This window comes from Arthrobacter sp. T2-23, from assembly GCF_055398325.1.
Map to the genome: position 1 here is coordinate 2,264,855 of NZ_AP027917.1, position 24,988 is coordinate 2,289,842.

Here is a 24,988-nt window from a genome sequence, read left to right on the forward strand (position 1 = left end):
TAACCCCCGTCGCTCGGATTCGTTGCCCGGGCGGCCGTAGCGGACAATGGAGTTGTGCCTTCCGCAGCAAAACCCCGAACCACATCAGCGTCTCCCCCGACCGGGGGAGCGTTTGGCTCCGGTGCCGGAGCGCGCGGGATTGGCCGCCCCTGGCAGCTCGCCGGCCTGGCCGCAGTATTCGTGGGCCTGACCGCTGCGTTGCTCTTCTCCGGCGCCGCCGGCGCCCGTTCGGTCTCCGATCCCGGAGCGCTGGTTCGCTGGGGCCTCCCGGTCAGCAAGGCTCTTCACAACGTCGCTCTGGCCACGGTGATTGGCGGCCTGATGTTCGCCGTCGGGATCCTGCCCCGGAACCTCAACGGAGCCCGGTCCAAGGATAAGGACGCCGCGGAACATCCCGCATTCACCCGCGCGTTGGCCGTCGCCGCCGTCGCCGGCGCCGTCTGGACCCTCTCCGCTGTTGGGGTGCTGGTCTTCAGCTACTCGGACATCGCGGGGCAGGCGATCTCGGGCGACCCCGAATTCACCAAGTCCCTTGTCTACTTCATGACCGACATCGAGACCGGGCGCGCCTGGTTGACCGTCGTCATCATCGCCGCCGTGGTCACCACCGCGCTGTTCGGCGTCCGATCGCGCGGAGCCTTAGCGCTCACCCTCGTCCTCTCGCTGGTCGGTCTGGCCCCGGCGGCCCTTATCGGGCACTCGTCCAGCTCGAACGACCACGAGGGCGCCATCAACTCCCTTGGCCTGCACCTCGTCGGCGTCTCGGCCTGGCTGGGAGGCATCATTGTCCTGACCCTCCTCTCCGGCATCCTGTCCGCCCCCTCGAGGGCGGCGGTGTCCGGTCCGGGCAAGACCGACATCACCGAGCCCACCCTCCGCCGGTTCTCCGCGGTGGCCGGATTGGCCTTCGCCTTGGTCTTCGCCTCCGGCGTGATCAACGCCGGTATCAGGGTCCACAGCTGGGCTGACCTCTTCGGGTCCACGTACGGGCAGCTCATCGTGGCCAAGGCGTCGGCCACGCTGGTCCTTGGCGGCGTCGGGTTCATGCACCGGCGCTGGGTTATCCCGCAGCTGGGCGTGAAGGGAGCCGGGCTCTCCGCCCGCCGCGTGCTCTGGCAGCTGGTGCTCGTGGAACTGCTCGTGATGGGCGCGACCTCGGGGATCGCCGTCGCGCTTGGCCGCTCTGCCCCGCCGCAGGGCGAGGCGCCTGTCCAGAACGCCTCGCCGGCCTTCATCCTCTCCGGTTATGAACTGCCTCCGGAGCTGACACCGCAGCGCTGGCTCACCGAGTGGCGGTTCGACTGGCTCTGGGTCGCTGTCGCGGTCTTCGGCCTTGTGTCCTACGTGCTCGGGATCCGCAAGGTGCGCCAGCGCGGCGACTCCTGGTCCTGGTTCCGGACCGCGAACTGGGTGATCGGACTGGTGGTCCTCACCTACGTGACGTCCGGGCCGCCGTCGGTCTACGGAAGGGTGCTGTTCTCGGCGCACATGGTGGACCACATGGCGCTGACCATGGTGACCCCCATCTTCCTGGTCCTGGGTGCGCCCGTCACACTGGCGCTGCGGGCACTGACCGCGCGCCGCGACAGCTCCCGCGGGCCACGGGAGTGGCTGCTGATCTTCGTGCATTCGAAGTTCTCGCAGCTCGTCACGCACCCGCTGTTCGCCGCGGCCAACTTTGCCGGGTCAATTGTGCTGTTCTACTACTCGGACGCCTTCGGTTACGCCATGCGCGACCATGTGGGCCACGAACTAATGAACCTGCACTTCGCGCTGACGGGCTACATCTTTGTGCTGACCATGATCGGCACCGACCCCCTCCCCCGGCGGGCGCCCTACCCGATGCGGCTGCTGCTGTTGCTGGCGACCATGGGCTTCCACGCGTTCTTCGGCGTCGCCATCATGGGCGGCACCGGCCTGCTGGCAGCCGACTACTTCGGGAACCTGGGCCGCCCCTGGGGTCCCGCGGCCCTGTTGGACCAGCAGATGGGCGGCGCGGTGGCGTGGGGGATCGGCGAAGTGCCCACCCTGCTGGTGGCGATCGGCGTCGCGGTCATGTGGTCCCGCTCCGACGCGCGGGAGTCCAAGCGCACCGACCGCGCGGCGGACAGGAATAACGACGCCGATCTCACCGCTTACAACGATATGTTTGCCCAGCTCGCAGAACGCGACGCGAAGCTGGCAGAACGCAATTCAAAGCTGGAAGGACGCTGATGAGCGAAACCGTACGCACCCACCTCCGGGTCCGGGCCTCCGAACTCGTGGGCCGCGGCTGGCTGAACACCGGCGGCAAATCCCTGGACCTCGAATCCCTGCGCGGCAAGATCGTGCTGCTGGACTTCTGGACCTTCTGCTGCATCAACTGCCTGCACGTCCTGGATGAACTCCGCCCGCTCGAACAGCAGTACTCCGACGTCCTCGTGACCGTCGGGGTGCACTCGCCGAAGTTCGAGCACGAAGCGGACCCCGTGGCCCTGGCCGCCGCCGTCGAACGCTACGAAATCCGCCACCCGGTCCTGGACGACCCGGAACTGGAGACGTGGAAGGCCTACACCGCCCGCGCCTGGCCCACCCTGGTGGTCATCGACCCCGAGGGCTACATCGTGGCGCACCTCTCCGGCGAGGGCCACGCGGACGGCCTGGCCGTGCTGCTCCCCGAGCTGATCGCCGAACATGAGGCCAAGGGCACCCTGCACCGCGGCGACGGTCCCTACGTGGCTCCGGAGCCGACGTCGGGCACGCTGCGGTTCCCGGGCAAGGCGCTGTACCTGCCGGCCGGACGCGGCAGCTCGGCCGCCGCCGGGGACGCGGAGCCGCAGGACGCCGCCGGAACCTGGCTGGTCACCGACACCGGCCACCACCGGCTGGTGGAGCTCGCCACCGACTTCGAGACCGTGTTGGGCACCTACGGTTCGGGCGAGAAGGGCTACGCCGACGGCGGCGCCGCCGACGCCCGCTTCAATGAACCCCAGGGCCTGGTGCTGCTTCCGGAGGACGTCGCCGCGAAGGCCGGCTACGACGTCGTCATTGCCGACTCGGTCAACCACCGGCTCCGCGGGCTCTCGCTCACGGACGGCACCGCCACCACGCTCGCCGGCAACGGCGTGCAGCGGCTGCTCGAAACCGGGCCGGCCCGCGTGGACGAGGAAGGCGCCGCCTACGGTGCCCGGCTGGAAGCGGACCCGCTGCAGGTCTCGCTGAGCTCGCCCTGGGACGTCGTCTGGTCAAGCAAGCTCAACGCCGTTGTGGTGGCGATGGCCGGGGTGCACCAGATCTTCAGTTTCGACCCGGTCACGGGAGCGGTGTCCATCGTCGCCGGCAACGGCCTCGAGGGCCTGCTCGACGGACCGGCCGCGGAGGCCTGGTTCGCGCAGTCCTCCGGCCTGGCCGAGGACGCGGACGGCAACATCTGGGTCGCCGACTCCGAGACCTCGGCCCTGCGCAAACTTGTCATCACGGACGACGGCGCCATCACGGTCGAATCGGCCGTGGGCAAGGGACTGTTCGACTTCGGCTTCCGGGACGGCCCGGCGGCCGAGGCCCGGCTCCAGCACCCGCTGGGCGTGACGGTGCTGCCGGATGGTTCGGTGGCGATAGCGGATACCTATAACGGTGCCGTGCGCCGCTACGACCCCGCCACGGGGACGGTCTCCACGCTCGCCCGCGGGCTGTCCGAACCCTCGGACGTGATTGTGGACCACACCCGGGTGGCCGGCGCCGAGCCGCTGCTGGTGGTGGTCGAGGCGAACAAGCACCAGCTCGTCTATGTGCCGATCCCCAAGGAAGCGCAGCAGGTGGACGAGGGCGCCGTGCAGACGCACCGGCCCAAGAGCCCGGTGGCGCCCGGGCTGCTGTCCCTCGCGGTCCGTTTCACCGCCCCGACCGGGCAGAAACTGGACGACCGCTGGGGCGACCCCACGCAGCTGAAGATCTCCTCCACCCCGCCGGAGCTGCTGGTGGCCGGGGGCGGGACCTCCGTGGGGCTGCTCCGCACCCTGGAGCTCTCGTCCGATGTCCCCGAGGGCGTGCTGCACATTACCGCCCGCGCCGCGGCCTGCGACGGCCCGGAAACCGAGGACGGCGAGATCCCCGACCATGCGGCCTGCCACCTGTACCAGCAGGACTGGGGCATCCCGGTGCTCCTGCAGGCCGACGGGGACACCGAGCTGGTCCTTGACCTGCGCGGCATGGACTGAGGCGTCCGACGCCTTAGGGCTGCTGTCCGTGGCTTGCGTGTCACGGACGGCAGCCTTTTGCGCGCCCCGGGGCACAGCCGCCTTGGTTCTCCGAGGGAGTACGGCATTGGCAAGGCCAAAAGACTGCGGTGAATGACGCTCGACGGCACGCCACTGTTCCGGTTGCGGGCTGCGGCGGCGCTAGTTGCTGAGCTGCGGGGTGAGCTTGACCGTGTCGCCGTCGATGTCCAGGCGGGCGGTGAAGCTGAAGTCGTGGACCGCGTTGAGTTCGGTGACCGCACCGGTGAAAAGGTCCGTCTGCCGTGCCTTAATCCGGGCCTTGCCGTCCAGCGGCGCGACCACCCAGCGGCCGCCGAAGGGCTCAATCTTCACCACGGGGTAGTCGGTGATGCTCCAGTCGATGGTTCCGTCCGCCACCCGGTTGTTGGTGATGTGGTAGAAGGGGCAGTCCGGCTGAAGCTGCTGTTTCTTGTCCGCCTGGTCGGCGCAGTCGTCGAGGAACTGCTTGACCTTGGCGCTGACCGCGTCCTTGAGGCCGCCGGTGGCCTGGGTCAGCAGATTCAGCGGCGCCGGGGGTGTGTCCCGGCCGGAGACGGTTGCCCGGGTCGCGGGGGCCGCGAAGAACTGGCCGTTCAGTGAGGCCTCGTATTCGCCCGGGTAGAACACGGCGAAGGTGTTGCGGCCGTTGGGCATGTTCACGGGAACCCCGTTGAGCGAGGCCTGGTTCGAGTTCACCACGGTGACGCTCAGGGTTGGCAGCTCCGCCGGGACGAAAGACCAGTCGTGGAAGAAGAGCCACTGGGTGCCGGAGCGTTGCAGCAGGAACTCGGTGCGCAACTGGGTCCCGTCGATGCTGTAGTTGACCGGTACCATGACTTGGTCCCCGCCCCGGTCTTCAGCGTCGCCGAATTTCAGCCCGGAGATCTTCGCGGCCGCGGTCTTCAGCGCTTCGCCGTCCAGCATTGCAGGGTTGCTTTGCGGCACCCTTGCGTGCAGCAGGCCCAGGGCCTTCTCGCCTTCGCCCTTCTGCAGCGCGTCCAGATACTCGCGTACCGGCTGCTGCGGGCTGGCGATGGAGTCGTTCACCAGGTTGATGGCGAGTACGGCGCCGGCCACGGCGAGCATCAGGCCCATCAGCCACCCGGCTGCAATCCTGACCAACGCCTGACTCATTTGCACGTCCCTTACGTTACCTGCACGCCCGCTGAATACACGTGTCACAGGAGTCACGTGTGACGCGCACCATCACCGCCGGGCGGACCCGGCTGCCTCAACGTGCCTAGCGCCGACGGCTCCGGGATGCGGTTCCGAAGACGCCGCGGAGCAGCTCCCGGCCGAGCTGGGTACCAAGTGAGCGAGCCATGCTTTTGAGCCCGCCGCCGAGGGCGCCACCTAGGGCCCCGGCGAGGTCTCCGGCCATTCCGCCGCCGGCTTGCTGCTGCTCCCGCCGTTGCGGTGCACGTTCCGGTTCGGGCTCCGGCGCGGGACGGCTGCTAGGCCGGCCGAGGATTTCTTCCTCGATCCGGCGGGCATCGGCGTCGACAGCGTTGGGGTCCAGGCCCGCCCCTGCACCCGAGCCGGCTTCCGCCGCGGAGCCGCGGGCAGCGGGTCCGGTTGACGCGGCCGTCCGGCCGGCCAGCTTCTCGTAGGCGGAGATGTTGTCCACGGCCGTGCCGTACTTGGCGAGCAGGGCGGAGCCGGCCACGGTGCCGGCAATCAGCGCATTATCGCTCGGGCCCATCACGGACTCGGGAGCCCGCAGCCGGGTCAGGGCCACCGGAGTCGGCGCGCCCTTCTCGTTCATGACGGTGATGACCGCCTCGCCGATTCCGGCCGAGGTGAGGGTTTCCTCAAGGTCGTAGTCGCTCATCGGGAAGGTGGAGACAGTCGCCTTGAGCGCCTTGGCATCCTCCGGGGTGAAGGCCCGCAGGGCGTGCTGCACACGGTTGGCGAGCTGGCCAAGGACCTCCGCCGGCACGTCCTTCGGCGTCTGCGTGACGAAGAAGATACCCACCCCCTTGGAGCGGATCAGCCGAACGGTGGTGGTGATCGCGTCCAGGAAGGCCTTGGAGGCGTCGTTAAACAGCAGGTGTGCCTCGTCCAGGAAAAAAACGAGTTTCGGTTTGTCCAGGTCGCCGGCCTCGGGCAGGTCCTCGAACAGGTCGGCGAGCAGCCACATCAGGAAGGTGGAGAACAACATCGGCTTGGTCTGCAGGGTGGGCAGCTCGAGGCAGGTCACGACGCCGCGGCCGTCCGGGGCAGTCCGCAGGAGTTCGGCGGTGTCGAACTCCGGTTCGCCGAAAAACTTTTCCATCCCCTGCGCCTCGAGCGTGACAAGTTCGCGGAGGATGACACCGGCGGTGGACTTCGACAAGCCGCCCAGGTTTTCGAGTTCGTCCTTGCCCTCGTCCGAGGTCAGGAACTGGATGACCGCCCGCAGGTCCTTGAGGTCGATCAGCTCGAGGTCGTTTTTGTCCGCGAAGTGGAAGACCAGTTGCAGGCTGGACTCCTGGGTCTCGTTGAGTTCCATCACCCGGGACAGCAGGATGGGGCCGAAGGAGGTGATGGTGGAGCGGACCGGGATACCTGCTCCGTCACCGCCGAGGGCAAGGAATTCCACCGGGAACGTCTTGCCGGACCAAGGCTGGCCGATGCTGTCGGTGCGGGCCTTGAGCTTCTCTGATCCGGCGGCGGCTGTGGCAAGTCCGGAGAGGTCGCCCTTGATGTCCGCGAGGAATACCGGTACACCGGCCGTGGAGAGCTGCTCCGCCATCATGTGCAGGGTAACGGTCTTGCCGGTGCCGGTCGCGCCCGCCACCAGCCCGTGCCGGTTCATCATGGACAGCGGCAGCCGGACAGGCGCGTCCTTGTGGAGTTCGCCGTCGACGATCGCGGCTCCCAGCTCGATGGTGGGCCCCTCCAGGGTGTACCCCTTCTGGATGGTGGCGACTTTATCAGCAGTGGATTTGATGGCCATGCCGCTAGCTTAGCCGGGTCCGGCTGCCCGGACCCGGCATCAGCCTAGCTTTTTTGCCGCTTGCAGGAGGCGCTACTCAGAAAGGGCCTTCAGGACTTCCTTCGCCACGTCCTCGCTGGACCGCGGGTTCTGCCCGGTGATGAGGTTGCCGTCGCGGACCACATGGGAGCTCCAGGCGGCGGCATCCTCGACGACGGCGCCCTTCTCCTTCAACACGTCTTCGACAAACCAGGGCGTGTTCTCCCCGGTGCCGCCGCCCAGTTCCTCTTCATTCGTGAACACGGTGAGGCGGCGCCCCGCGAAGGCGAACTTCCCGGCGTCGTCGACGGCGCTTAGCAGGCCGGCGGGGCCGTGGCAGAAGGGCGCGATAACCTTGCCGGCCTGGTTGGCCTCGATCAGCAGCCGGCCGAGGCCCGCGTCCTCGAACAGGTCGGCCATGGGGCCGTGGCCGCCAGGCATCACGATCGCGTCGTACCCGGCCAGGTCGACGTCGGCCAGCACCAGCGGGGCGGAGAGTTCGGCGTCGATGTCGGCGAGGTACCGGCGGAAGCCGTCGGCGCGGTCCTGGCCGCCGGCTGAGTCGGCTGCCAGGCTGACCTCGTCCACGGTGGGCTTGGCGCCGCCGGGAGTCGCGATCTGGACGGTGTGGCCGGCGCCGCGCAGGGTCTGGTGCGAGACGACGAGCTCCTCGGCCCAGTAGCCGGTGGGGTGCTTGCTGCCGTCGCGCATGGTGAGGGAATCTGCGGCGGATACGACCATCAGGATGTTAGCCATGTTGTGCTCCTGTTCTGCCGGCGCGAGGGCCGGTCACGGGGTGGTGATGGGGGTGGGGCTTAGCGTGCGGCTTCGAGCTCCGCGAAGGTGGCGTCATCGAGGACGACGCCGCCGGCGGCAAGGTTCTCTTCGAGGTGCTTGATCGAGCCGGTGCCGGGGATCGGCATCATCGCGGGGGAGCGGCGAAGCAGCCAGGCGAGGGCCACCTGCGAGGTGGTGGCGCCCAGCCGGGTGGCGGCCTCGTCGAGCGGGCGGCCGGGCCGGGCGAGTTCGCCGGCCGAGATCGGAGCCCAGGGGATGAAGCCGATGCCGTTCGTCTCGGCGTAGTTCAGGACGTCTTCCGAGCTGCGGTCCGTCAGGTTGTAGCGGTTCTGCACGGTGGAAACGGTGAAGTAGCGCCCGGCCTGCTCGAGTTCGGCCACACTGACCTGGGACAGGCCCAGCGCCTTGACCTTGCCTTCCTTCTGCAGGTCGCGGAGCACGCTGAACTGCTCCTCCTGGTCCACCTTGGGATCAATCCGGTGCAGCTGCAGCAGGTCCAGCGCGTCCACCTTGAGCTTGCGCAGGCTCAGCTCGGTCTGCTGGCGCAGGTACTCGGGACGTCCTACCGGCACCCATTCATTCGGGCCGGTGCGGGTGAACCCGACCTTGGTGGCGATCAACAGGTCGTCCCGGTAAGGGTGCAGGGCCTCGGCGAGGATCTCCTCGCTGATGTTGGGCCCGTAGGAATCGGCGGTGTCGATGAAGTCGACGCCGAGTTCGACGGCGCGGCGGACGACGGCGATGGCCGTGTTCCGGTCCGCGGGTTCGCCCCAGACTCCGTCGCCGACAATGCGCATGGCGCCAAAGCCCAGCCGGTGCACAGTTCCCAGGTCCTTCAGATCGATCGTTGCGGATAGTTCCGGATGCTGTGAGTTGTGGTGGCCCATAAGGTCGGCAACCCACTAAGGGTGCTGAGTATTCCTCCCGCGCAGTCCAGCCGGTGATTCCGGCCGCGCAGAAATAAGCCGGGCGTCGGCGTCGTTGGCATCAGTGTGCGTCCGCCGGATCCCGGCGCGGCTGACACCTGATCTAGACCATGCTCCGCAACGAAAGGCCGGCTTTTCCGTGACTGTTCCGCTTTCCATCCTTGACCTGGCAATCATCGGCAAGGGCCAGACGGCGGCAGAAAGCTTCGCCGGCAGCGTGGCCATGGCGCAGCGCGCCGAGGAACTGGGCTACCGCCGCATCTGGTACGCCGAGCACCACAACATGTCCTCCATCGCCTCCTCCGCGACCAGCGTCCTGATCGCTCATATTGCCGCGCAGACCAGGAGCATCCGGCTCGGGGCCGGCGGCGTCATGCTGCCCAACCACTCCCCGCTGACCATCGCCGAGCAGTTCGGCACGCTTGAGACCCTGCACCCCGGAAGGATCGACCTGGGCCTGGGCCGCGCCCCCGGCAGCGACCAGAACACCATGCGTGCCCTGCGCCGCGATCCTATGAGCGCGGACAGTTTCCCGCAGGACGTCCTGGAGCTGCAGGGCTACCTGACGGGCCCGACCCGCATCCCCGGCGTTGAGGCCACGCCGGGCAAGGGCACCAATGTGCCGCTCTACATCCTGGGGTCCTCGCTCTTCGGCGCGAAGCTGGCGGCCCAGCTCGGACTGCCCTACGCCTTCGCCTCGCACTTCGCCCCGAACGCCCTGCAGGATGCCGTGGCCCTCTACCGCCGCGAATTCCGGCCCTCGGGGCAGCTGGAGGCCCCGCACGTGATTGCCGGCGTCAACGTGATCGCCGCGGATTCCGCCGCCGACGCCCAGGAAATGTTCCAGGCCACGAAACGGGCCCGGGTGTCGCTGTTCTTCGGCAACGGCCGCGTTTTCAGCGACGACGAGGCGGACATGATCCTGGACTCGCCGCAGGGCCAGCACCTGGCGCAGATGATGAAGTACTCCGCCGTGGGCACCCCGGCTGCCGTGGTCGAATACCTGGAGGAGTTCGCCGCCCACGCCGACGCCGACGAACTGATCGTCGCGCACCAAAGTGCCAGGGTGGAGGACAGGCTGCGGTCCGTGGAACTCCTCGCAGAGGCCGCCGGAATCGTTGACTTGGCCGTGGGCCGCCCCTAGCGTTAAGCCTGCCGCGGGCTGTATTCCGGCCGCCGGCCACAACGCCGCTCCGCGGCCCCGGATTCATCTTCAGAAGCCCAGGTGTCACTATGAAGATCAAGTCCATAGCTGCACCCATGCTGGTGGTCCTCGTGCTGCTGGGAGGTTCCCTTGCGGGAATCTGGGCACCGGCGTCGGCTGCCGGGACCACCTACTTCCTCAGCGTGGACGGCAACGACGACAACGACGGAACCTCTCCCGGAACCCCTTGGCAATCGTTGCTGAAGCTCAACAACACGGTGCTGAAGGCGGGCGATTCCGTGAGCTTCCGGCGGGGCGATACCTGGACCGGCGGCGTCGTCGTCAACCAGAGCGGCACGGCCGACGCCGCCATCACCCTGAACAGCTACGGCGCCGGGAGCGCGCCGACCGTCACCGGCGGCGAATCCAGCGGGCAGGGCGCGAACTGCGTCACGATCAACGGGAACTTCATCACGGTGGACGGCCTGCGCGCCCAATCCTGCGGTTATGCCGGGTTCAGTGTTTCCGGTGACCACACCACCCTCAAGAACTCCACGGCGACCCACAACGCAGCGGGCATCAAGGTGGGCCAGGGCTCCGATTTCGGACACTACGTGAACAACAACCTGGCCGATAACAACGTCATGAACGTCAACACGCCCGGGGTCAACTGCGGCACGCCGCAGGCCGTCAACTGCAACGACGACTCGGGCGCCTTCGGTGTGCTGATCAACGGGAGCGACAACGAGTTCACCGGCAACACCGTCACCGGATCAGCCGCGAAGTCCTACGATTTTTCGATCGACGGCAGCGCCTTCGAAATCTTCAACGGGAGCCGGAACAGCATCCACCACAACGTGGCGGTGGACAACAACGTGTTCTCTGAGATCGGCCGTTCGCCGGGGGGCGCCGCCGACGGCAACACCTACCGCTACAACCTGATCCGAGCGAGCTGCGGCGAAAACTGCTCTAAGGCCGGCGGGCTGATCGCACGAGGGTCGAAGTCAGTGTTCGGTCCGACGAACGGCACCGTCTTCGAATTCAACACCGTCTGGCTGGACGGGCCGGAGTCCCAGGCCGTGGTGTGCCACGCGGCGTGCCCCGCCTCAACGGTGATCCGGGGGAACATCCTCGTCGCCGTGCGGAATTCGCTCTGGATCGACGGCTCGGGCTGGACCGAACAGGCAAACGTCTTGAACGGACCCAGCTCGGTGGAACCCAGCGGCACCTCCACAAGGGAGGCCGCCGACTTCGTGGACGCCCCGACCGACCTCCACCCAACCAGCCTGAGCCCCGCGATTGACCGCGCCGGCAGCAGTCCCTTCACCGTGGACCTGGACGGGCAGCCCGTCGCCCAGAATGGCGACTGCCAAGGCGACGCGGGGGCCGACGCCGGAGCCTACGAGTACCAAGCGCCGGCCTGCTAGCAGTCGGAGTGCGGGCCCGCCGCGCCTACTCGCAGGCGATCCCGTCGCCGTCGCGGTCCAGTTTGCTGCTGTAGCCGGGCTGCCCGCGGCGGATGGGCGCAGCCCCCGCCGCACGCACCGCGGCGCAGTTGGCGTAATACACGGCAGCCGGGGCAGGTGCTGCCGGGACGGGCGCCGGGGCCGGTGCCGCGGGCGGTGCGGCGGGCTGGGCGGGTGCAGCCGCCGGGGCAGGAGCGGCCGCCGGTGGCTGCTCGTTGGTGGGGGCCATGGCGTCCGGGCAGTCGCCCAAGATCCGGGCCATGGCGTCATGCTCTGCCTGGGTGACCCACAGCGCATAGCTGGCCTTCACCGAGATCTGCCGGGCCACGTACGCGCAGCGGTAGGACTTGTTCGGCGGCAGCCACGTGGCGGCGTCGCCGTCGCTCTTCTGCATGTTCGCGGGGCCGTCCACGGCCAAGAGGTTGAGCGGGTCGTTGGCGAAGGCGAGGCGCTGGGCCGGGCTGAGCTGCTGCGCGCCCTTCTGCCAGGCGTCACTGAGCGCCACGACGTGGTCGATCTGGACAGCGCTGCTGCTGCTGTTGCCGCGGACGAAGTTGATCAGCTTCGCCGTGTAGGGGTCGTTCAAGGCGCCGGAGAGCACCACGCAGTCGCGGGTTCCGGCCTTGAGCGCGACCGCCGTGAGATCGCGGCGGAGCGTGTCGTTGCGGGTATCGCAGCCGTTTCGGTCGACGTCGGCCCAGGCCTGGCCGAACTGGTCGCGCGAGTAACCGGTCTTGGGCGCCCTGCCCTTGACCGGCAGGGTGGCGAGTACGTCGAGCGCCTTGCTGGCATACGCCGGCTGCTGACGCGGGGCCGAGGCTCCGGCCAGGCTCACAACCGGGGCCGTGTCCGGGTCCAGCGGGGCGCCGGCGTCCGCCGACGCGGTCGGCGTGGATGATGGTGTCGAGGTGGGCGCGGCCAAAGTGACCGACGCGCTGGGCCGCGCCGATTCGACGGCGGTCTTCTCCGCGGTCGGGGCGGGTCCGCCGCAGGCCGTGGAGGAAACCAGCAGCAGCCCTGCCGCGGCGTAGGAGATCCAGTCCACGGCACCCCGACGGCGCGTGGTTCCCCTGCCGCCTGTCCCAACGACTCCGGCTTTAAACGTGCGCACCCATTCCCCCAAATTCTGCCTGCTACCGGGCCTGTGTTCGGCCTTTCACAGCCTACCGGCGCAGTCGCCGGAGCCCGGGCAGGCCACGCGGGTGCGCCGCGCCGGGTGGCGTCAGGCCAGGAGCAGCGCCACCCCGATCATGGCGGGGACGGCGACCACGGTGGTGATCAGGACGGTGTCTTTGGCGACGGTAAGCCCGGTCCGGTACCGGTTGGCCACAACAAAGACGTTCTGGGCCGTGGGCAGGGCGGATGTCACCACCACGGCGAACAGTGCCTGGTCCTGCAGGCCGAGCGCGAAGCGGGCGAAGAGGAAGGCGAGCAGCGGGTGGACGATAAGCTTGAAGCCGCTGGCCAGCAGCGTGTCGGCACGCCGGGCGGCCGAGGCCTGCAGCGGCCGGGAACCGTTCAAGCTCATGCCGAAGGACAGCAGCATGGCGGGGATCGCCGCCCCGCCGATCAGGTGGATAGGCTGCAGCACCAGCGCCGGCACCTCCCAACCGGTCCCTGCCACGAGCAGGCCCAGACCCGAGCCCACGATCATGGGGTTCCGCAGGATCATCAGGACGAAGGTCAGCGGCGTCGTCCGGTGGGCGCTGGTGGTGGCGTCGAGGACCAGCAGATAGAGCGGCGTGAAGAAAGCGAGCTGGAAGATCAGCAGCGGCGCCACGTAGCTGGCATCGCCCAGGACAAAAACGGCGATCGGAATGCCCAGGTTGGCGGAGTTGGCCAGGGACGAACTCATGGAGGACACGAGGGCCTCCGGCAGCGCCCGTTTCAGCGCGAAGCGCACGATGCCGAAGTAGAGCGCCGCCGTCGTGATCGCGCCCACGGCGGTCACCAGCAGCGGGGCCGCGAAGACGTCGTGGAGCCGAGCCTTGCTGAGGGTCTCGAACAGCAGGGCAGGGCTCGCCACGAAGAAGGTCAGGGCGCTGAGGACGGAGCGGGCGTTCTCGCCCAGGATGTTGCGCCGGCCGACGAACATGCCAACCAGGATGATGAACCAGACGACGAAGAATCCAGCCAGGACGCCTAGCACTCCGGCGCTGCTAGTTCAGGGTGGCGTTGTTCAACGCGTGCGGCGGGCGCAGGAGCCCGGCCGTGTGGCTTTCCGCCGGATCGTTGCCGATCTGCACGACCTTGTTGTCCTTGTCCACGTGGACCACCTTGGGGTTGTAGGCCTTGGCCTCTTCCGTGGTCATTTGCGCATACGTGATCAGGATGACGATGTCGTTTTCGTGCATCAGGTGCGCGGCCGCCCCGTTGATGCCAATGACGCCGGATCCGCGCTCGCCGGCGATCGTGTACGTCTCCAGCCGGGCGCCGTTGGTGACGTCGACGATCGCGACCAGCTCACCGGGGAGGATGTCGGCGGCCTCGAGCAGGTCCAGGTCCACGGTGACCGAGCCGACATAGTGAAGGTCCGCGTGGGTGACCGTGGCGCGGTGGATTTTGGACTTGAACATTGTTCGATTCATAACGTCATCAGTCTAACGCCGGCGCGGTCAGTGCGCTGTGAGCCAGCGAACACAGGGCCACGGAGCCCGCCTCACCAAGGCGCGCTCGATGGACCAGGCGGTGCTTCAGGCGGCCGGCGCGATGGACGCGGCGGTCTCGGCGAGGATTTCCCGCGCGGCCACGATGGCGGGCCGTTTGGCGCTGGAGCGGCGAACGGACGTGAAGACGGTGCGGTGCGGATTGCCGGGGAGATCAATCAGCTGGGCCGTGGTGCCCCGGCCGGTCCAGACCAGGTCCGGCATCAGGGCCACCGCGTTGCCCGACTCGATCAGCCGGATCTGCGCCTGCAGGTCGGCGGTCTCGAAGCGCACGTCTGGCTCGAAACCGGCGCTCCGGCAGGCCTGCTCGGCCCAGTGCCGGGATGCCGCGCCCCGGGGTTCCATAACCCAGGACAGCCCATTGGTGTCGGCGAGGGAGGTGATCGCGGGGCGGCCCGGGGACGCGGGCGGAACCGCCAGCCGGATCGCGTCCCCCGTCAGGCGGACCCGGTCCAGTTCGGCGTAGCGGGGCGCGGCGTGGCCAGGGTACTGCTCGGCGATGACGAGGTCGAAGTCACGCGCCCAGGTCTCGTGGAGCGCGGTCTCGGGCTCCCGCTGGACCATCTCAATCCGGACCTCCGGGTAGCTTGCGGACATCCGGGTCAGGGCGTCGGGCATCAGCGCCAGGGCCGCGGACTGGAAAACGGCGATCCGCACGGTCCCGGTCACGGTGGTCAGCGAGGCCGCGAGGTCGGCCTCCGCCTGCTCCAGCGTTTCCAGGAGTTGGGCAGTGTGGGCGACCAGCACCTCGGCCTGCGGGGTGAGCTGCACCCGGCGGCCCGTTTTCCGGAGCAGTTCGACGCCGGCTTCCTTCTCCAGCAGCGCCAGCTGCTGCGAGACCGACGACGGGCTGTACTGCAGCGCCTCGGCCACCTCGGCAAGCGTGCCCCGGATTTTGAGTTCGCGCAGCAGGCGCAACCGCCGGACGTCGAGCATCGCTATTCCTTTGTGAATTCTAATGGTTATTGATTAGGAGAATTCACTTTATCTAATGGAATCCGGCTTGCATACTGTTGTGATCCAGTAACCCCCATCACAGGGCGGTTTGATGGGCGACACCCCACTGCAGGAGACCCTGATGAGCACCAGAGACCTGACCAGATCGATCATGCGGCGCAAGCCCATCGACGACATCGAAGAGGAAAACAAACACAGCGGCCTGTTCAAGAGCCTCGGCCTCTGGCAGCTGACCGCGATCGGCGTCGGCGGCATTATCGGCGTGGGCATCTTCTCGCTGGCCGGCCTGGTGGCCCACGGCAGCGGGAGTGAACCCGGCGTGGGCCCCGCTGTGCTGTTCTCCTTCCTGATCGCGGGACTGGCGTCCGCGGCCGCCGCCTTGTCCTACGCCGAATTCGCGGGCATGATCCCCCGGGCCGGCTCGGCCTACACCTACGGGTACGTGGCGCTGGGCGAGGTGATCGGCTGGTTCATCGGCTGGGACCTGCTGCTGGAGTACATCGCCATCGTGGCCGTGGTGGCCATCGGTATTTCCGGCTACTTCGACGCGTTCCTCTCCGGCATCGGCATCCACATGCCCGTCTGGATGACCTCGACGGTGGATGAGGGCAAGGGCGGCGTCGTCAACATCCCTGCCATCGTCGTGTGCCTGGTCGTGACCTGGATCCTCTCCCGCGGCACCAAGACGTTCGGACGCTTCGAGCTCGCGGCCGTCGCCATCAAGGTCGTCCTGATCCTGTTCATCATCGGCCTGGGCATCTTCTACATCAACACCAACAACTACAACCCGTTCATGCCCAGCGGCTTCGGCCCGGTGCTGGCCGGTTCGGCGACGGTGTTCTTTGCCGTGTTCGGCTACGACGCGATGAGCACGGCGGCGGAGGAGGCCACAGACGGCAAGAAGCACATGCCCAAGGCGATCATCATGTCCCTCATCGTGGCCATGCTCCTCTATGTCGCCGCCACCCTGGTGCTCACCGGCATGCAGAACTACAAGGACATCGACCCCAAGGCCGGCTTCGCCTCCGCCTTCAACGGCGTGGGCCTTCCCGTCATCGCGACGATCATCTCCGTCTTCGCCGTGCTGTCCATCCTGACCGTCATGCTGACCTTCCTGCTCGGCGTCACCCGCGTCTGGTTCTCGATGAGCCGGGACGGGCTGCTGCCGGGCTGGTTCGCCAAGACCGACCGCCACGGCACCCCGCAGCGTGTCACCTGGATCGCTGGCGTGGCCTCGGCACTGCTGGCCGGCGTCTTCCCGATCAAGGCCGTGGCCGACCTGACGAACATCGGCATCCTGGCCGCGTTCGTCGTCGTCTGCCTCTCCGTGATCATCTTCCGCTACAAGAAGCCGGATGCCCCGCGCACCTTCCGGCTGCCGTTCATGCCGGTGGTGCCGCTCTTCGGCATGCTGGCCTCGGCGTTCCTGATGGTCCAGCTGCACTGGGAGACCTGGGTCCGCTTCGGCGTCTGGCTGGTCGTTGGGCTGACCATCTACTTCGGCTACGGCCGGAAGCACTCGCTGATGAACCCGGACAGCCCGCGGCACCAGGAAGCCGTGGAGATGCACCGGCACGTCGGCTAGCTTCACCCCACGTTGCGCTATCACTTACGGCTCCCCTCCGCAGGATTTGGGGGCCGTAAGTGATAGCGCTTTTTTGGTGTCCGGGGCCGCGTCGACCCGCTTCCGGAACGTTCGAGTTTTCTAACCAGTATTGCTCAGAAAACATCGCTTTATCTTATGAAAATTTGCTCTCATACTGATTTCAAGAACGGTCCACATTTTGAGAAAGAACGAGTGCCACCATGACCAACACCTCAATGGAATCCGGCCTGACCACCGGCGCGGACGCGGGCAAGGAAGCCACGCACGCCGCAGTCTCGGAAGGCTCGCCAGTGCTTGAGGCAGCAGCCCTGGCCGAAGAGGCCATCACGCTGGTCCGCCGCTGGCTCACTGAGGCTGCCAAGGTTCCGGTTGACGCCTCCGCGGAGCAGCTCGCGGGCGTCCTGAAAGACCCGAACGGCCTGGACTTCACCGTCGGGTTCGTCGACGGCGTCGTGCGCCCCGAGGACCTGCGCGTTGCCGCGCACAACCTTGCCGCACTGGCCCCCAAGGTCCCGGCCTTCCTGCCCTGGTACATGCGCAGCGCCGTCCGGCTCGGCGGCACCATGGCCCCGGTACTGCCGCAGGTGGTCATCACGGTGGCCCGCCGCGTGCTGCGTGAAATGGTCGGCCACCTCATCGTCGACGCGACCGACGCCAAGCTGGGCCCGGCCATCGCGAAGATCCGCCGGGACGGCATCAAGCTCAACGTCAACCTCCTTGGCGAAGCGGTGCTCGGCGAACACGAGGCATCCCGGCGGCTAGAAGGCACCCACACCCTGCTGGCCCGGCCCGACGTCGACTACGTCTCGATCAAGGTCTCCTCGACCGTGGCCCCGCACTCCGCGTGGGCCTTCGATGAAGCCGTGGAGCACGTCGTGGAAAAGCTCACGCCGCTGTTCAGCCGCGCCGCCTCCTTCGCCACCGGCGGCAAGAAGGCCAAGTTCATCAACCTGGACATGGAGGAGTACAAGGACCTGGACATGACCATCGCGGTCTTCACCCGGATCCTCGACAAGCCCGAGTTCAAGAACCTCGAAGCCGGCATTGTGCTCCAGGCCTACCTGCCGGATGCCCTCGCCGCGATGATCCGGCTGCAGGACTGGGCAGCGGCCCGCCGTGCCGACGGCGGTGCCGCGATCAAGGTGCGCGTCGTGAAGGGCGCCAACCTGCCGATGGAACAGGTCGAGGCCTCCCTGCACGACTGGCCGCTCGCCACCTGGAACACCAAGCAGGACTCGGACACCAACTACAAGCGCGTCATCAACTACGCGCTGCACCCGGACCGGATCGGCAACATCCGGATCGGCGTCGCCGGCCACAACCTCTTCGACATTGCCTTCGCCTGGCTGCTGGCCAAGCAGCGCGGTGTTGAGTCCGGCATCGAGTTCGAGATGCTCCTCGGCATGGCCCAAGGCCAGGCGGAAGCCGTGAAGAAGGATGTCGGCTCGCTCCTGCTCTACACGCCGGTGGTCCACCCCGCCGAGTTCGACGTCGCCATCGCCTACCTGATCCGCCGCCTGGAAGAGGGCGCGAGCCAGGACAACTTCATGTCCGCCGTCTTCGAACTCAGCGAGAACGAATCCCTCTTCGAACGCGAGAAGCAGCGCTTCCTCGCCTCCCTCGCCAAGCTCGACGACGAGGTCCCGGCCCCGAACCGGCGGCAGAACCGCAGCCTCCCGGCCGAGCCGCTGCCGCATGATTCCTTCGAAAACACCCCCGACACCGACCCCTCGCTGCCGGCCAACCGCGACTGGGGCCGTGCCATCCTGGGCCGTGTCGCGGGCTCAACGCTGGGCAACGCCGCCGTCGAGGCCGCCACCATCAACGACGCCGAGACCCTGAACAAGGTCATCGCCACCGCCGTCGAGAAGGGCAAAGCCTGGGGCGCACTCTCCGGCGCCGAGCGCGCCGAAATCCTGCACCGCGCCGGTGATGTCCTCGAATCCCGCCGCGCCGACCTCCTCGAGGTCATGGCATCAGAGACCGGCAAAACCATCGACCAGGGCGACCCGGAGGTCAGCGAGGCCGTCGACTTCGCGCACTACTACGCCGAATCGGCCCGCAAGCTCGATCACGTCGACGGCGCCACCTTTGTCCCCGCCAAGCTGACCGTGGTCACGCCGCCGTGGAACTTCCCGGTTGCCATCCCGGCCGGCTCCACCCTCGCGGCACTCGCCGCCGGCTCCGCCGTCGTGATCAAGCCCGCCAAGCAGGCCCGCCGCAGCGGTGCCGTGATGATCGAGGCGCTGTGGGAGGCCGGCGTGCCGCGCGACGTGCTCACCATGGTGCAGCTCGGCGAGCGGGAGCTGGGCCAGCAGCTGATCTCCCACCCGGCCGTGGACCGCGTCATCCTGACCGGCGGCTACGAGACGGCCGAGCTGTTCCGTTCCTTCCGCAAGGACCTGCCGCTGCTGGCCGAGACTAGCGGGAAGAATGCCATCATCGTCACCCCGAGTGCCGACCTGGACCTCGCCGCGAAGGACGTGGCGTACTCCGCGTTCGGCCACGCCGGCCAGAAGTGCTCCGCGGCCTCACTGGTGATCCTGGTGGGCTCGGTGGCGAAGTCCAAGCGCTTCCACAACCAGCTGATTGACGCCGTCACCTCGCTCAAGGTCGGTTACCCGGAGGATCCTGCCAGCCAGATGGGCCCGATCATCGAGCCGGCCAGCGGCAAGCTCCTCAATGCGCTGACCACCCTTGGCGAGGGCGAGGCCTGGGCCGTGGAGCCGAAACAGCTGGATGACTCCGGCAAGCTGTGGAGCCCGGGCGTGCGGCACGGCGTCCGGCGCGGCTCCTACTTCCACCTCACCGAGTTCTTCGGCCCGGTCCTCGGCGTCATGACGGCGGAGACCCTGGAGGAGGCCATCGCGATCCAGAACCAGATCGAGTACGGCCTGACCTCCGGCCTGCACTCGCTCAACTCGGACGAGCTGACGCTCTGGCTGGACACCGTCCAGGCCGGCAACCTCTACGTCAACCGCGGCATCACCGGCGCGATCGTGCAGCGCCAGCCCTTCGGCGGCTGGAAGAAATCCGCCGTCGGCGCCGGCACCAAGGCCGGCGGGCCCAACTACCTCGTCGGACTCGGCGAGTGGGTCAGCAAGCCCAGCACCGCCGACACCATGCCGGCCCACTCCGGTGTGCGCCGGATCGAGGACGCAGCCAAGGGCTTCCTGACCGCGGAGGAGCTGGCCCCGCTGCAGCGTTCACTCGCCTCGGACGCCCTGGCCTGGGCCGAGGAGTTCGGCACCGCTAAGGATGTTTCCGGGCTGAGCGCCGAACGCAACGTTTTCCGATACCGCCCGTTGCCCGTCACGGTGCGCCTCTCGGAAGGTGAACCGCTCGGCCGCCTCGTCCGGGCCGTTGCCGCCGGCGTGCTGGCCGGGTCGGACGTCACGGTTTCCAGCGCGGTGGACGTCCCCTCCCAGCTGCGGGCCGTGCTGTCCGGGCTCGGAATCGCCATCGCTGTGGAGAGCGACGCAGAGTGGCTGACTTCCGCGGCCAAGCTCGCCGGGGCCGCAAAGCTGTCCATGGCGCGGATCCGCCTGATCGGCGGCGACGCTACGGCGCTGGCCGAGGCGACCGGCGGCCGCCCCGACCTGGCGGTTTACTCCCACCCGGTCACGGAGGCGGGGCGGGTGGAGCTGCTGCCGTTCCTGCATGAGCAGGCCGTCAGCATCACGGCGCACCGCTTCGGCACCGCCAACCACCTCTCGGACGGCCTGGTCTAGGCAATCCCCGGGGCGCGCCCCGGCCAGACAGCGTCGCCGCCGTGACCGCACGCAAAGTGCGGGCACGGCGGCGACGGCCGTTTAAGGGGCGCTCAGCCCAGGTACCATCCGGGCGGCACCCAGGACGCCGGGACGGCATGTGCGGAGAAATCTTCGCAGCCGGAGCAAAAGTAGGCCACCTCGCCCAGTTTGCTGACCGAGCCGTCGCGGCGGTGCTTGGCCGGGACGAACGACTCCAGGTAGACAAACTCATCCGTACCGCAACGCTCGCAGAACGGGATGCCCACGTAGTCCTCGTCGGCGCGGACAGGGGCAGCGTGCGGGTCGAGGCGGCCCAGGGGCGGATGCGGCACAGAATCGAGCGGCGGGGCCGCCGGCAGCGGCCGGGCCGGAGCCAACGGGCGGCCGTGCCGCATGGTGCCCGATCGCATGGCGGGGTGGGGACGGTTTATGGCTGGCATCATTGCTGGCCTATCCCGAACAAGTTCCCGCGGGTTGCCGCCATGGCGGTATGGCGGCAACCAGCGACAACGTTCGTTGTGTCGAATTCCTGGTGGCGGGCCTCTGCTTGACCTTCAACACAGTCAGGATAGGACAAGTACCACCCGCGTTCAATGGCCGCGTACTGACCCGGCCAGCCAAGTATTTTGGGGCAGGTACCGCGGCGGCCTGCGTAGGTACCCCGGGGTCCGCGGACTAGGTGGAGCGGTTGAGGGCGCGTCCCACGATGGTCTGGGTGAGGGCCTCGATGACTTCGGTGTTGGCCAGCGGATTGCGGATCAGGGTGAAGTCGACGTCGCCGACGCTCGGCAGGTCAAAACGCCGGGTGATGATTTTCAGGTCCTCCGGAACCAGGGACGAGGGCATCACGGCGACGCCGATGCCGGCGCGGACGGCGGCGAGCACCCCGCTGATCTGCCGCGTGGTGCAGGTGATCCGCCAGGTGCGGCCGGTGGCTTCGAGGGCATCGATGGCCAGCTTCCGGCTGAGGCTGGGGGCGGGGTAGGCGATCAGCGGCACGGGGTGGCCAGGGTCCAGGGAGGTCTGCTCGAGCCCCACCCAGGCGAAGGAGTCCTGCTGCACCACGGTGCCGTCCTTGGCGCCGGCGACCCACTTGACGAAAACGAGGTCCAACTGGCCGGCGTTGAGCCGCTTGTACAGCTGGTCGCTCTGGCCCACCGTGAGTTCGAGGTTGATCTGCGGGTAGATCTGGCGGAACTCGCGGAGGATGCGGGGCAGTCCGGTGATCGCCAGGTCGTCCGCCGTGCCGAAGCGAAGCCGGCCGCGCATCGCCGAACCGGAGAAGTAGCGGGCCGCGGAATCGTGGGCTGCGAGGATACTGCGCGCGAAGCCCGCCATGGCATCGCCGTTGTCGGTCAGGCGGACGTCGCGGGTGTCGCGGGCAATCAGGGTTCGCCTGGCCGCGGCTTCCAGCTTCCGGACATGCTGGCTGACCGTCGGCTGCGCCAGGCCCAGGCGCTCGGCCGCGCGCGTGAAGCTGAGCGTCTCGGCCACGGCCAGGAAAGACCGGAGCTGGGCGGGTTCAAACATGCGGCTTCCCGGCCAGTTGGTCGACGTACCGGTCCACTCTCAGTCCTCCCATTGCGATTCGTGATGCTAGTTATATGCAGAATCGCCTTCCATAATCGTTTCGGGTCAGCATAGCGTTAAGGCGACCCCGTTGACCCCGTTCCCTTGAGGACTTTCCGTGGCACCCCCTCCGCCTTTCCAGGCCGCCGACCCGCAGCACGAAAAACTCCGGCAGGTCCCCCTGCCGCCCACCACCGCGCCCACCACGCAGCCGATCGGCGTCGTCAGCGAGCGGCTGCCCTGGCGGCACACCTTCATTTCACTCAAGGTCCGCAACTTCCGGATCTTCGCGATCGGACACTTCATCGCCGTGGTGGCGCTCTGGATGCAGCGCATCGCGCAGGACTGGCTCGTCCTCCAGCTCTCCGGCTCCGTCACCGCCGTCGGCGTCACCGTGGCCCTTCAGTTCCTGCCCTCGCTGTTCCTGGGCCCCTGGGCGGGCATGATGGCGGACCGTTTCGCCAAGCGCAGGATCCTCATGCTGTGCCAGTCCGTCGCCGCCGTGCTGGCGGCGCTCCTCGCGGCTCTGGCGCTGAGCCAGCGGATCGAGGTCTGGCACGTTTACGCGATCGCCCTGACGCTGGGCCTGGTCACAGTGCTGGACCAGCCGGCCCGGCAGGTCTTCGTCAACGAACTGGTGGGCCCGGCCTACCTGCGCAACGCCATCAGCGTAAACTCCACGATCTTCCAGCTCGGCGGCCTGATCGGCCCGGCCTTCGCCGGTGTGCTGCTGGGCGCGGCCGGGGCAGGCTGGGCCTTCGCCGCCAACGCCACCGCGTGCTGCTCCACGGTGACCATGCTGCTGGTCCTGCGCAAGGACGAGCTCCACCTCACGCTGCCCGCCGCCAAGCGGAAGGGCATGCTCAGGGAAGGGCTGCGGTACGCCCTGGCCAAGCCCACGATCTACTGGCCCTGGCTGATGGCCGGCTTCGTCGCGGTGTTCGCGATGAGCCTGCCGGTGCTGCTGGCGGCCTTCGCCGACCAGGTGTACGACGCCGGGGCCGGCGGCTACGGCCTGCTCAACGCCTTGGTGGCGCTCGGGGCGCTGGCCGGGGCCATCACCTCCGCTCGGCGGCGCCAGCTCCGGCTGCGCTCCGTGGTGTTGGGCGCCGGGATGTACGGGTTGATGCTCTGCCTGGCCGCCGCGGCTCCCTCGATGGAATGGTTCGGCGTGGCCATGGTGCTGGCCGGCTTCTGGTGCCTGATGTTCCTCACCGCCGCCAACCAGCTGGTGCAGGTCAGCGCCAACCTGGGGATCCGCGGCCGGGTGATGAGCCTCTACATCATGGTGCTGATCGGCGGCCAGGCCATCGGAGGCCCCCTGATGGGCTCGCTGGCCGAGCACCTGGATCCGCACACGGCGATCCTGGTTTCCGGCGGGGTGCCGGCACTTGCCGCGGCGGCGGTCGCCGTCGTACTGGCCCGGCGCGGCCAGCTGATGCTGAAGGTGGACCTGAAGGACCGCCGTCGGCTGCTGCGGATTGTCGCCGCCTAGCTTTCCGCACCGAAAAAGGACAGCCGCTAGTCCGCCAGCCGAAGGTGCGGGTAGACAGGCTGCCGGTGCTGGAACTCCAGGACGTCCGGGTTGAGCACCACACCGTCCCGGATTTCAATGGCCCGGCGGATGGTTTCGTTGCCGTCCCAAGCCGCAGGCCCCGCGAGCACTGTCTCCAGGAATGGCAGCAGTGCCTCACTGATCTCCCAGCTGGCGGAGTTCCAGAGGTAGGACGGGCTGTGGTCCACAGCGTAGTAGTCAATGTGGTCGCCCACCGTGAACATCGGCGCGGCGAAGGTGGTGGTCGTTGCCCAGCTGAAGCCCATCCCCTCATCGCAGGACACATCCACGATCAGGCTGCCCGGCCGGAAGGCAGCCAGGTCCTCGGTGCGCAGGTAGGTCAGCGGGGCATTGGGATCCTGCAGGGTGCAGTTGACCACGATGTCGCTCTCCGCGAGGAAGGGCGCCAGCGGAACCCGGCCGCGGTCGGTGATGACCTCGCTCAGGAACGGCGCCTTGCTGTCGTGGTCGAACTGCGCGATCCGCACCGAGTGGATCGGCGAACCCACCGCCGCGACGCCGCGGTTGGTCAGCACCTGAACGTCGTGGATGCCGTGGGCGTTGAGGGCCGTCACTGCTCCGCGGGCGGTGGCGCCGAAGCCGATGACCACGGCACTGAGCCGGCGGCCGTAGTCGCCGGTGGTGCCCGTGAGGGCCAGGGCGTGCAACACCGAGCAGTAGCCGGCGAGCTCGTTGTTCTTGTGGAAGACATGCAGGCCGAAGCCGCCGTCGCTGGCCCAGTGGTTCATCGCCTCGAAGGCGATCAGGGTGAGTTTCTTGTCGATCGCCAGCTGGGTGATCGCCGCGTCCTGGACGCAGTGCGGCCAGCCCCAGAGGACCTGCCCGTCACGCAGCTCGGCCAGGTCCGCGGGCTGCGGCTTGGGGAGGAGGACGACGTCGGCGTCGGCCAGGAGCCGGGCCCGCGGCACGATGCCGCCCACGAGACCGGCCAAGTGGGCGTCCGAAACGCCAAAGCGCTCGCCATAGCCTTCTTCCAGGATCAGCTGCTGCCTGAGCTCCGGGGCGATGCGTTCAAAGTGGCGCGGATGGATGGGAAGGCGGCGCTCGTCCGGCTTCCGCGTGCCGGCGAGGACGCCGAGGGTGAGGTGGTTCGGGGAACCGGTCACTTCTTTTTGGGGCTCGCCGTCTTGGCTGCGGTCACTTTGTCGAGGGAGCTGGGCGGCGCTGCCGCGGCCCTCTTGTCGGCGCGCTTTTCCTTGATGGACTTGGCGGATTTCTTGGATGCTGCTTGACGGGGGGATTTGTCAGCCATGATTGCTCCTGTAGCGGAACCGAAGAGGTTCCTGACTCCTGACGATACAGGTAGCCACCTAACCGGCCCCGTGGCGGCGGTGCGG

The 24,988-nt window shown here is 68.0% G+C and carries 19 protein-coding genes; 7 read left to right on the plus strand and 12 right to left on the minus strand.

Annotated features, from left to right (window positions below):
* The first annotated feature begins 54 nt into the window (after positions 1-54).
* On the plus strand, positions 55-2,214 hold the full coding sequence (locus tag ACZ5Z0_RS10510) for a bifunctional copper resistance protein CopD/cytochrome c oxidase assembly protein (protein WP_464108364.1): 2,160 nt from the start codon (positions 55-57) through the stop codon (positions 2,212-2,214).
* Positions 2,214-4,196 (plus strand): NHL domain-containing thioredoxin family protein, encoded by a 1,983-nt coding sequence (locus ACZ5Z0_RS10515; protein ID WP_464108365.1) that lies wholly within the window; start codon positions 2,214-2,216, stop codon positions 4,194-4,196. The genes ACZ5Z0_RS10510 and ACZ5Z0_RS10515 overlap by 1 nt, the downstream gene beginning before the upstream one ends.
* Before the next feature lie 180 nt (positions 4,197-4,376).
* Here the strand turns inward: ACZ5Z0_RS10515 and ACZ5Z0_RS10520 are convergent, their stop codons facing one another.
* From ACZ5Z0_RS10520 to ACZ5Z0_RS10535, 4 genes are all read right to left on the minus strand, one after another.
* A complete protein-coding gene (locus ACZ5Z0_RS10520; protein WP_464108366.1) occupies positions 4,377-5,369 on the minus strand; it encodes a hypothetical protein in 993 nt (330 codons plus the stop codon).
* Positions 5,370-5,475: 106 nt separating this feature from the next.
* Complete coding sequence (locus ACZ5Z0_RS10525; protein ID WP_464108367.1) at positions 5,476-7,173, minus strand: helicase HerA-like domain-containing protein; 1,698 nt, start codon at positions 7,171-7,173, stop codon at positions 5,476-5,478.
* Between the two features lie 72 nt (positions 7,174-7,245).
* Positions 7,246-7,947 (minus strand): type 1 glutamine amidotransferase domain-containing protein, encoded by a 702-nt coding sequence (locus ACZ5Z0_RS10530; RefSeq protein WP_464108368.1) that lies wholly within the window; start codon positions 7,945-7,947, stop codon positions 7,246-7,248.
* A 59-nt stretch (positions 7,948-8,006) separates the two neighbouring features.
* Positions 8,007-8,876 carry an aldo/keto reductase gene (locus tag ACZ5Z0_RS10535; RefSeq protein WP_464108369.1) on the minus strand — a complete coding sequence of 290 codons (870 nt, stop codon included), beginning with the start codon at positions 8,874-8,876 and terminating at the stop codon, positions 8,007-8,009.
* A gap of 178 nt (positions 8,877-9,054) precedes the next feature.
* Between ACZ5Z0_RS10535 and ACZ5Z0_RS10540 the strand changes: the two genes are divergently transcribed.
* Both ACZ5Z0_RS10540 and ACZ5Z0_RS10545 read left to right on the plus strand, forming a co-directional pair.
* The gene (locus ACZ5Z0_RS10540) at positions 9,055-10,059 is read left to right on the plus strand and encodes an LLM class flavin-dependent oxidoreductase (RefSeq protein ID WP_464108370.1); all 1,005 of its coding nucleotides are present in this window, start codon (positions 9,055-9,057) and stop codon (positions 10,057-10,059) included.
* Positions 10,060-10,148: 89 nt separating this feature from the next.
* The gene (locus ACZ5Z0_RS10545; protein ID WP_464108371.1) at positions 10,149-11,486 is read left to right on the plus strand and encodes a hypothetical protein; all 1,338 of its coding nucleotides are present in this window, start codon (positions 10,149-10,151) and stop codon (positions 11,484-11,486) included.
* A gap of 25 nt (positions 11,487-11,511) precedes the next feature.
* Here the strand turns inward: ACZ5Z0_RS10545 and ACZ5Z0_RS10550 are convergent, their stop codons facing one another.
* The 4 genes from ACZ5Z0_RS10550 to ACZ5Z0_RS10565 all read right to left on the minus strand — a co-directional run bounded on the left by ACZ5Z0_RS10550 (position 11,512) and on the right by ACZ5Z0_RS10565 (position 15,127).
* Positions 11,512-12,570, minus strand: a complete 1,059-nt coding sequence (locus ACZ5Z0_RS10550; protein WP_464108372.1) for a GmrSD restriction endonuclease domain-containing protein — start codon at positions 12,568-12,570, stop codon at positions 11,512-11,514.
* Positions 12,571-12,747: 177 nt separating this feature from the next.
* Positions 12,748-13,674 carry an AEC family transporter gene (locus tag ACZ5Z0_RS10555; protein ID WP_138768070.1) on the minus strand — a complete coding sequence of 309 codons (927 nt, stop codon included), beginning with the start codon at positions 13,672-13,674 and terminating at the stop codon, positions 12,748-12,750.
* A 10-nt stretch (positions 13,675-13,684) separates the two neighbouring features.
* On the minus strand, positions 13,685-14,113 hold the full coding sequence (panD, locus tag ACZ5Z0_RS10560) for an aspartate 1-decarboxylase (RefSeq protein WP_186372184.1): 429 nt from the start codon (positions 14,111-14,113) through the stop codon (positions 13,685-13,687).
* A 105-nt stretch (positions 14,114-14,218) separates the two neighbouring features.
* A complete protein-coding gene (locus ACZ5Z0_RS10565) occupies positions 14,219-15,127 on the minus strand; it encodes a LysR substrate-binding domain-containing protein (RefSeq protein WP_464108373.1) in 909 nt (302 codons plus the stop codon).
* A 142-nt stretch (positions 15,128-15,269) separates the two neighbouring features.
* Here ACZ5Z0_RS10565 and ACZ5Z0_RS10570 point away from each other — a divergent pair, with 142 nt between their 5' ends.
* Positions 15,270-16,733, plus strand: coding sequence for an amino acid permease (locus ACZ5Z0_RS10570; protein ID WP_464108374.1), 1,464 nt, complete (start codon positions 15,270-15,272; stop codon positions 16,731-16,733).
* A gap of 221 nt (positions 16,734-16,954) precedes the next feature.
* Positions 16,955-20,485: a bifunctional proline dehydrogenase/L-glutamate gamma-semialdehyde dehydrogenase gene (locus ACZ5Z0_RS10575; RefSeq protein ID WP_464108375.1), complete on the plus strand. Its 3,531-nt coding sequence runs from the start codon at positions 16,955-16,957 to the stop codon at positions 20,483-20,485.
* Between the two features lie 92 nt (positions 20,486-20,577).
* On the opposite strand, the gene ACZ5Z0_RS10580 is transcribed toward ACZ5Z0_RS10575, so the two are convergent.
* On the minus strand, positions 20,578-20,916 hold the full coding sequence (locus ACZ5Z0_RS10580) for a hypothetical protein (RefSeq protein WP_464108376.1): 339 nt from the start codon (positions 20,914-20,916) through the stop codon (positions 20,578-20,580).
* A 265-nt stretch (positions 20,917-21,181) separates the two neighbouring features.
* Positions 21,182-22,036, minus strand: coding sequence for a LysR substrate-binding domain-containing protein (locus ACZ5Z0_RS10585; protein WP_146336389.1), 855 nt, complete (start codon positions 22,034-22,036; stop codon positions 21,182-21,184).
* 157 nt (positions 22,037-22,193) lie between these two features.
* On the opposite strand from ACZ5Z0_RS10585, the gene ACZ5Z0_RS10590 reads away from it, so the two are divergent.
* Positions 22,194-23,570 (plus strand): MFS transporter, encoded by a 1,377-nt coding sequence (locus ACZ5Z0_RS10590; RefSeq protein ID WP_464108377.1) that lies wholly within the window; start codon positions 22,194-22,196, stop codon positions 23,568-23,570.
* Positions 23,571-23,596: 26 nt separating this feature from the next.
* On the opposite strand, the gene ACZ5Z0_RS10595 is transcribed toward ACZ5Z0_RS10590, so the two are convergent.
* Together ACZ5Z0_RS10595 and ACZ5Z0_RS10600 are read right to left on the minus strand one after the other, a co-directional pair.
* Entirely contained in the window at positions 23,597-24,757 is a 1,161-nt protein-coding gene (locus tag ACZ5Z0_RS10595) for a N(5)-(carboxyethyl)ornithine synthase (protein ID WP_464108378.1), read from the minus strand.
* Positions 24,754-24,903, minus strand: coding sequence for a hypothetical protein (locus tag ACZ5Z0_RS10600; RefSeq protein ID WP_186372181.1), 150 nt, complete (start codon positions 24,901-24,903; stop codon positions 24,754-24,756). The genes ACZ5Z0_RS10595 and ACZ5Z0_RS10600 overlap by 4 nt, the downstream gene beginning before the upstream one ends.
* Between the last annotated feature and the right edge of the window lie 85 nt (positions 24,904-24,988).

Coding starts and splice junctions, on each gene's coding strand:
- ACZ5Z0_RS10515 (WP_464108365.1), top strand. CDS start 2,214: ATGAGCGAAACCGTACGCACCCACCTCCGGGTCCGGGCCTCCGAACTC.
- ACZ5Z0_RS10520 (WP_464108366.1), bottom strand. CDS start 5,369: ATGAGTCAGGCGTTGGTCAGGATTGCAGCCGGGTGGCTGATGGGCCTG.
- ACZ5Z0_RS10525 (WP_464108367.1), bottom strand. CDS start 7,173: ATGGCCATCAAATCCACTGCTGATAAAGTCGCCACCATCCAGAAGGGG.
- ACZ5Z0_RS10530 (WP_464108368.1), bottom strand. CDS start 7,947: ATGGCTAACATCCTGATGGTCGTATCCGCCGCAGATTCCCTCACCATG.
- ACZ5Z0_RS10535 (WP_464108369.1), bottom strand. CDS start 8,876: ATGGGCCACCACAACTCACAGCATCCGGAACTATCCGCAACGATCGAT.
- ACZ5Z0_RS10545 (WP_464108371.1), top strand. CDS start 10,149: ATGAAGATCAAGTCCATAGCTGCACCCATGCTGGTGGTCCTCGTGCTG.
- panD (WP_186372184.1), bottom strand. CDS start 14,113: ATGAATCGAACAATGTTCAAGTCCAAAATCCACCGCGCCACGGTCACC.
- ACZ5Z0_RS10565 (WP_464108373.1), bottom strand. CDS start 15,127: ATGCTCGACGTCCGGCGGTTGCGCCTGCTGCGCGAACTCAAAATCCGG.
- ACZ5Z0_RS10570 (WP_464108374.1), top strand. CDS start 15,270: ATGAGCACCAGAGACCTGACCAGATCGATCATGCGGCGCAAGCCCATC.
- ACZ5Z0_RS10575 (WP_464108375.1), top strand. CDS start 16,955: ATGACCAACACCTCAATGGAATCCGGCCTGACCACCGGCGCGGACGCG.
- ACZ5Z0_RS10580 (WP_464108376.1), bottom strand. CDS start 20,916: ATGCGATCGGGCACCATGCGGCACGGCCGCCCGTTGGCTCCGGCCCGG.
- ACZ5Z0_RS10585 (WP_146336389.1), bottom strand. CDS start 22,036: ATGTTTGAACCCGCCCAGCTCCGGTCTTTCCTGGCCGTGGCCGAGACG.
- ACZ5Z0_RS10600 (WP_186372181.1), bottom strand. CDS start 24,903: ATGGCTGACAAATCCCCCCGTCAAGCAGCATCCAAGAAATCCGCCAAG.